Annotated in this window: 6 protein-coding genes; 3 read left to right on the forward strand and 3 right to left on the reverse strand. The window is 73.8% G+C overall.

Annotated elements, in window-relative coordinates; translation table 11 throughout:
- The 3 genes from B7L92_RS34715 to B7L92_RS34725 all read right to left on the reverse strand — a co-directional run.
- A partial coding sequence (locus B7L92_RS34715) for a putative DNA-mimic protein (RefSeq protein WP_081241206.1) occupies positions 1–493 on the reverse strand: 493 nt, incomplete at its 3' end.
- Positions 494–632: 139 nt separating this feature from the next.
- Positions 633–1,334 (reverse strand): GntR family transcriptional regulator, encoded by a 702-nt coding sequence (locus B7L92_RS34720; protein WP_081241207.1) that lies wholly within the window; start codon positions 1,332–1,334, stop codon positions 633–635.
- A 164-nt stretch (positions 1,335–1,498) separates the two neighbouring features.
- Positions 1,499–2,854, reverse strand: a complete 1,356-nt coding sequence (locus tag B7L92_RS34725) for an aspartate aminotransferase family protein (protein ID WP_081241208.1) — start codon at positions 2,852–2,854, stop codon at positions 1,499–1,501.
- Positions 2,855–3,100: 246 nt separating this feature from the next.
- Here B7L92_RS34725 and B7L92_RS34730 point away from each other — a divergent pair, with 246 nt between their 5' ends.
- From B7L92_RS34730 to B7L92_RS43065, 3 genes are all read left to right on the forward strand, one after another.
- On the forward strand, positions 3,101–3,706 hold the full coding sequence (locus B7L92_RS34730; protein ID WP_081241209.1) for a DJ-1/PfpI family protein: 606 nt from the start codon (positions 3,101–3,103) through the stop codon (positions 3,704–3,706).
- On the forward strand, positions 3,703–4,185 hold the full coding sequence (locus B7L92_RS34735) for a MarR family winged helix-turn-helix transcriptional regulator (protein WP_081241210.1): 483 nt from the start codon (positions 3,703–3,705) through the stop codon (positions 4,183–4,185). The genes B7L92_RS34730 and B7L92_RS34735 overlap by 4 nt, the downstream gene beginning before the upstream one ends.
- A 78-nt stretch (positions 4,186–4,263) precedes the next feature.
- Positions 4,264–4,686: protein kinase domain-containing protein (locus B7L92_RS43065; RefSeq protein WP_255311273.1), on the forward strand; the 423-nt coding region annotated here is incomplete at its 3' end.

Raw genomic sequence — 4,686 nt, forward strand, 5'->3', positions numbered from 1 at the left:
CCGCCGGGGGGTTCGCCGGGTCGATGCCGATGGACGGGGCGACGAACTCCAGTTCCCGCAGCAGGGCGTGGGAGGAGCCCAGCGGGCCGCCGCCGGCGAGGAGCGCCTCGTTGGCGAGGGGGTGCGGGAAGTCGACGGGGACGTAGGCGCCCGCGTGGTCGTAGTGCCACACCAGGTGGGACTGTTGGGCCGTCGTCTCGAACATCTCCAGCAACTGCTCGTAGTCACCGCCCAGTTCGTCCACCGGCGTGACCGGCAGCCCGCACATCTGGAGCAGGTACACGCGCCGCAGGAAGTGCAGCGCGTCGTAGTCGAAGCCCGCGACCGGGGCCACCTCGCCGGACAGTCCCGGCATGTACTGGTACACCGGCACCGGCGGCAGCCCGGCCTCGGCGAGCACCGCGTTGTACTGCGCGAGTTCCTCGGCGAAGGGGTTGTCGGGTGTGTGGCACAACACGTCGACGAGCGGTACCAACCACAGGTCACAGGCCAAAGAGGGCTCCTCACACAGCACGGTGGTCAGGAAAGGGTATCGACGCGGCGCGAGGACGGCTTCCCCCGTGCAGGTCCCATACCCAGGGGAGCACGGACGACGCCGGTCCCGGCCCCCGGGATCCCCGGCCCGGGGCGGCTCATTCGGCGCTCATGCGCGCGACGAGCGCGAGCGCATGGGTGTTGTACGACTCGACGATCGCGCGGGCGGCGTCGGTGTCACGGCGCGACAGGGCGTCGACCAGGCCGGTGTGCTCGGCCCACAGCCGGCCCCGCAGATCGGGCAGCCGCCGCAGCTGCTGCACCACGCACACCCACGTCTGGACGCGGATCCGGTGCAGGAAGTCGGTGAGGTACGGGTTGCCGAAGACGGACCCGAGTTCGCGCCAGAAGCGCAGGTCGTAGCCGATCAGGACGGTCAGGTCCCCGGCGAGGGCGGCACGCTGCGCCTCCTCGCCGCGCCGCCGGACCCCCGCGAGGGCGGTGGCGACCGGGGGCTCGTCCGGCCGGAAACGCGCCGGGCCGCCGTCGGTCAGCGCGCGGAACATCCCGTCGGCCACCAGGGTGCGGGCCTCGATCATCCCGCGGAAGTCGTCGACGGAGTACTCGTGCACCCGGAACCCCCGGTGCTGGTCCGCGTCGAGCAGCCCCTGCGCGGACAGGTCGACCAGGGCCTCCCGGACCGGGGTCGCGGACACCCCGTACTGCTCGGCGATCTCCTTGACGGTGAATTCCTGCCCCGGCTGGAGCCGCCCGGCCAGCACCTCGTCACGGAGCGCGTCGGCGATCTGCTGCCGCAGGGTGCTGCGGGTCACGGCGCCGCTGCCGCTGATGCCGGGCATGGTCGGGCGTCTCCCTCGTCGCGTGTTCGAACGGGCGTGCCCGTAGACGTCTACGGGCACGCCACCTTACGCGGTCGGACGGGAACGACGTGTTCGAGCGGAGGCCGGGGCGGCGCCGGCCCGCGCCCGTCCCGGCCGCCCGGTCACGGCGGCTTCCCGACCGGTCACTCCACGTAGCCGTCCGCCACCGACAGCGCCGCGTCCAGCGCCTCCAGCCCCTCCTTCAGCTCGGCCTCGCTCGTGTTGCACGGCGGGACCACGTGCGTCCGGTTCATGTTCACGAAGGGCCAGACGCCGGCCTCCTTCGCGGCGGCGGCGAAGGCGGCCATGGGGGCGTTCGCCTCACCGGTCGCGTTGTACGGCACCAGCGGCTCCCGGGTCTCCCGGTTCCGCACCAGTTCCAGCGCCCAGAACATGCCGACCCCGCGCACGTCGCCGACGCAGGGGTGCCGCTCGGCCAGCTCCCGCAGCCCGGGGCCGACCACGGAGGCGCCGAGCCGCGCCGCGTGCTCGACGACGCCCTCCTCCGCCATCACGTTGATCGTCGCGACGGCGGCGGCGCAGGCCAGCGGGTGCCCGGAGTACGTCAGCCCGCCGGGGTAGGGACGCCGGGCGAAGGTCTCGGCGATCGCGCCCGAGACGGCCACGCCGCCCAGCGGCACGTACCCGGAGTTCACGCCCTTCGCGAAGGTCATCAGGTCGGGCACCACGTCGTACAGGTCCGCGGCGAACCACGTCCCGGTCCGCCCGAACCCGGCCATGACCTCGTCCAGGACGAAGACGATCCCGTACTTGTCGCACAGCTCCCGCACGCCCGCCAGGTAACCGGCCGGCGGCACCATGATGCCCGCGGTGCCCGGGATGGTCTCCAGGACGATCGCGGCGACGGTCGACGGCCCCTCGAAGACGATCGTCGTCTCCAGGTGCTCGAGCGCCCGCGCGCACTCCTGCTCCTCGGTCTCGGCGTAGAAGCGGGAGCGGTACAGGAACGGCGCCCAGAAGTGCACCACCCCGGCCGTGCCGCTGTCGGAGGCCCAGCGGCGCGGGTCGCCGGTGAGGTTCACGGCCTGCTGGGTGCCGCCGTGGTAGGAGCGGTACGCGGAGAGCACCTTGGGCCGCCCGGTGTGCAGCCGCGCCATGCGCACGGCGTGCTCCACGGCGTCGGCACCGCCGTTGGTGAAGAAGATCTTGTCCAGGTCGCCCGGCGTCCGCTCGGCGATCAGCCGCGCCGCCTCCGACCGCGCCTCGACGGCGAACGCGGGCGCGAACGTCGTCATCCGCGCCGCCTGCTCCTGGATCGCGGCGACGACCTTCGGGTGCTGGTAGCCGACGTTGGTGTAGACGAGGCCGCTGGTGAGGTCGAGGTAGCGCCGGCCGTCGTAGTCCCAGAAGTACGACCCCTGCGCCCCGGCGACGGCGAGCGGGTCGATGAGCTCCTGCGCGGACCAGGAGTGGAAGACGTGCGCACGGTCGGCGGCCTTCACGGCGGCCCCGACTTCGGGGTTCGGCTGAGGGGTCATGCGCCCGAGGGTAGGTCCCGGCGGCGGGTGCGCGACATCGGCGGCCTGTCTGCGGTCGGCCGCTTTCCGCGACAGGTTGTCGACAGCCGCGACCGCGCTCCCCCCGCGACCACGTTCCTTCACCCCCTCGCGACCGCGATCCCCCGCGACCGCGTTCCCCGCGGCCGGTTGACAGCGTGCTGCGTAAACGACAGCATGTTGTCATAAGGGGATGATGCACACCCGCCCACACCCCAGGGAGCGGTCATGACCCGCAAGCCCGTCCACCTCGCCGTTCACGACTCCTTCGCCGACTGGGAGACCGGTCACACCACCGCGCACCTCGCGCTCGCCGGGTACGAGGTCCGCACGGTCGCCCCGGCCGGCGCGCCCGTCACCAGCATCGGCGGACTGCGCGTCCTGCCCGACCTCGCGCTCGACGCGCTGCGGCCCGAGGACAGCTCGCTGCTGATCCTCACCGGGGGGACCCTCTGGGACGAGGGCGACGCGCTCGCCCCCTTCGCGCGCACCGCCCGCGCCTTCCTCGACGCCCACGTGCCCGTCGCCGCGATCTGCGGCGCCACCGCCGGCCTCGCCCGCGAGGGCCTGCTCGACGACCGGGCGCACACCGGCGCCGCGCCCTCCCACCTCGCCGCGACCGGGTACGCGGGCACGCAGCGCTACGTCGAGGCCGACGCCGTCACCGACGGCGGGCTCGTCACCGCCGGGCCGACCGAGCCCGTCGCCTTCGCCCGCGAGGTCTTCCGGCTGCTCGGCGCCTACGACGAGCGCGCGATCGACGCCTGGTACCGGCTGTTCCACGACTCCGACGCACAGGCGTACGCCGAGTTCGAGAAGGCCCTGGCCCGGTGAGCCGGGAGCGGCAGGACCTGCTCAGCCGCGGCGCGCTCGGCGTCTTCCGGCTCAACGGCCAGTTCCTCGCGGTCGCCGAGGAACTGGCCCGGCCCGTCGGACTCACCGCGGCCCGGTGGCAGGTGCTGGGCGCGGTCCTCTCCGAGCCGCTGCCCGTCTCCGGCATCGCGCGGGCCATGGGCATCACCCGGCAGAGCGTGCAGCGCATCGCCGACCTGCTGGTGGAGCAGGGCCTCGCCGAGTACCGGCCCAACCCCGCCCACCGCCGTGCCAAGCTCCTCGCGCCGACCGCCCGGGGACACGCGGCGGTCACCCGCGTCGACCCCGGCCACGCGGCCTTCGCCGAACGGCTGGCGCGGGCGTACGGGGAGGCGGACCTCGAACGGGCGGTGCGGCTGCTGGAACGCCTGTCCGAGGTGCTCGACGAACTGGGCCCGCCGGTGCTCGACGAGCCGGGTCCGCCTGTTACGGAACCGTAGAGGTCGCCCGGCTCACCGGGGAGCGGCCCCGCACTATCTTGGAGCCGTTGCTCACTGTGGGGGGAAGGCGGCGCAACGATGGAGAAGCTCGGCCCGGGGGATCCGCAGCGGATCGGGGCGTACCGGCTGCTCGCGCGGCTCGGGGCCGGCGGCATGGGGCACGTCTACCTCGCCCGCTCCGACCGGGGACGCACCGTCGCGGTGAAGCTGGTGCGCGAGGAGCTGGCCCGGGAGGAGGAGTTCCGGGCGCGCTTCCGCCAGGAGGTGCAGGCCGCGCGGCAGGTCGGCGGCGCCTGGACGGCACCGGTGCTGGACGCGGACACCGAGGCGCCCGTGCCCTGGGTCGCCACCGGGTACGTGGCCGGGCCCAGCCTCCAGCAGGTGGTCGGGCACGACCACGGGGCGCTGCCGGAGCGTTCGGTCCGCATCCTCGCCGCCGGTCTCGCGCACGCCCTGAAGGACATCCACGCCACGGGCCTCGTCCACCGCGACCTCAAGCCG

It is taken from the genome of Streptomyces viridosporus, from assembly GCF_002078235.1.
Lineage (GTDB): Bacteria > Actinomycetota > Actinomycetes > Streptomycetales > Streptomycetaceae > Streptomyces > Streptomyces viridosporus.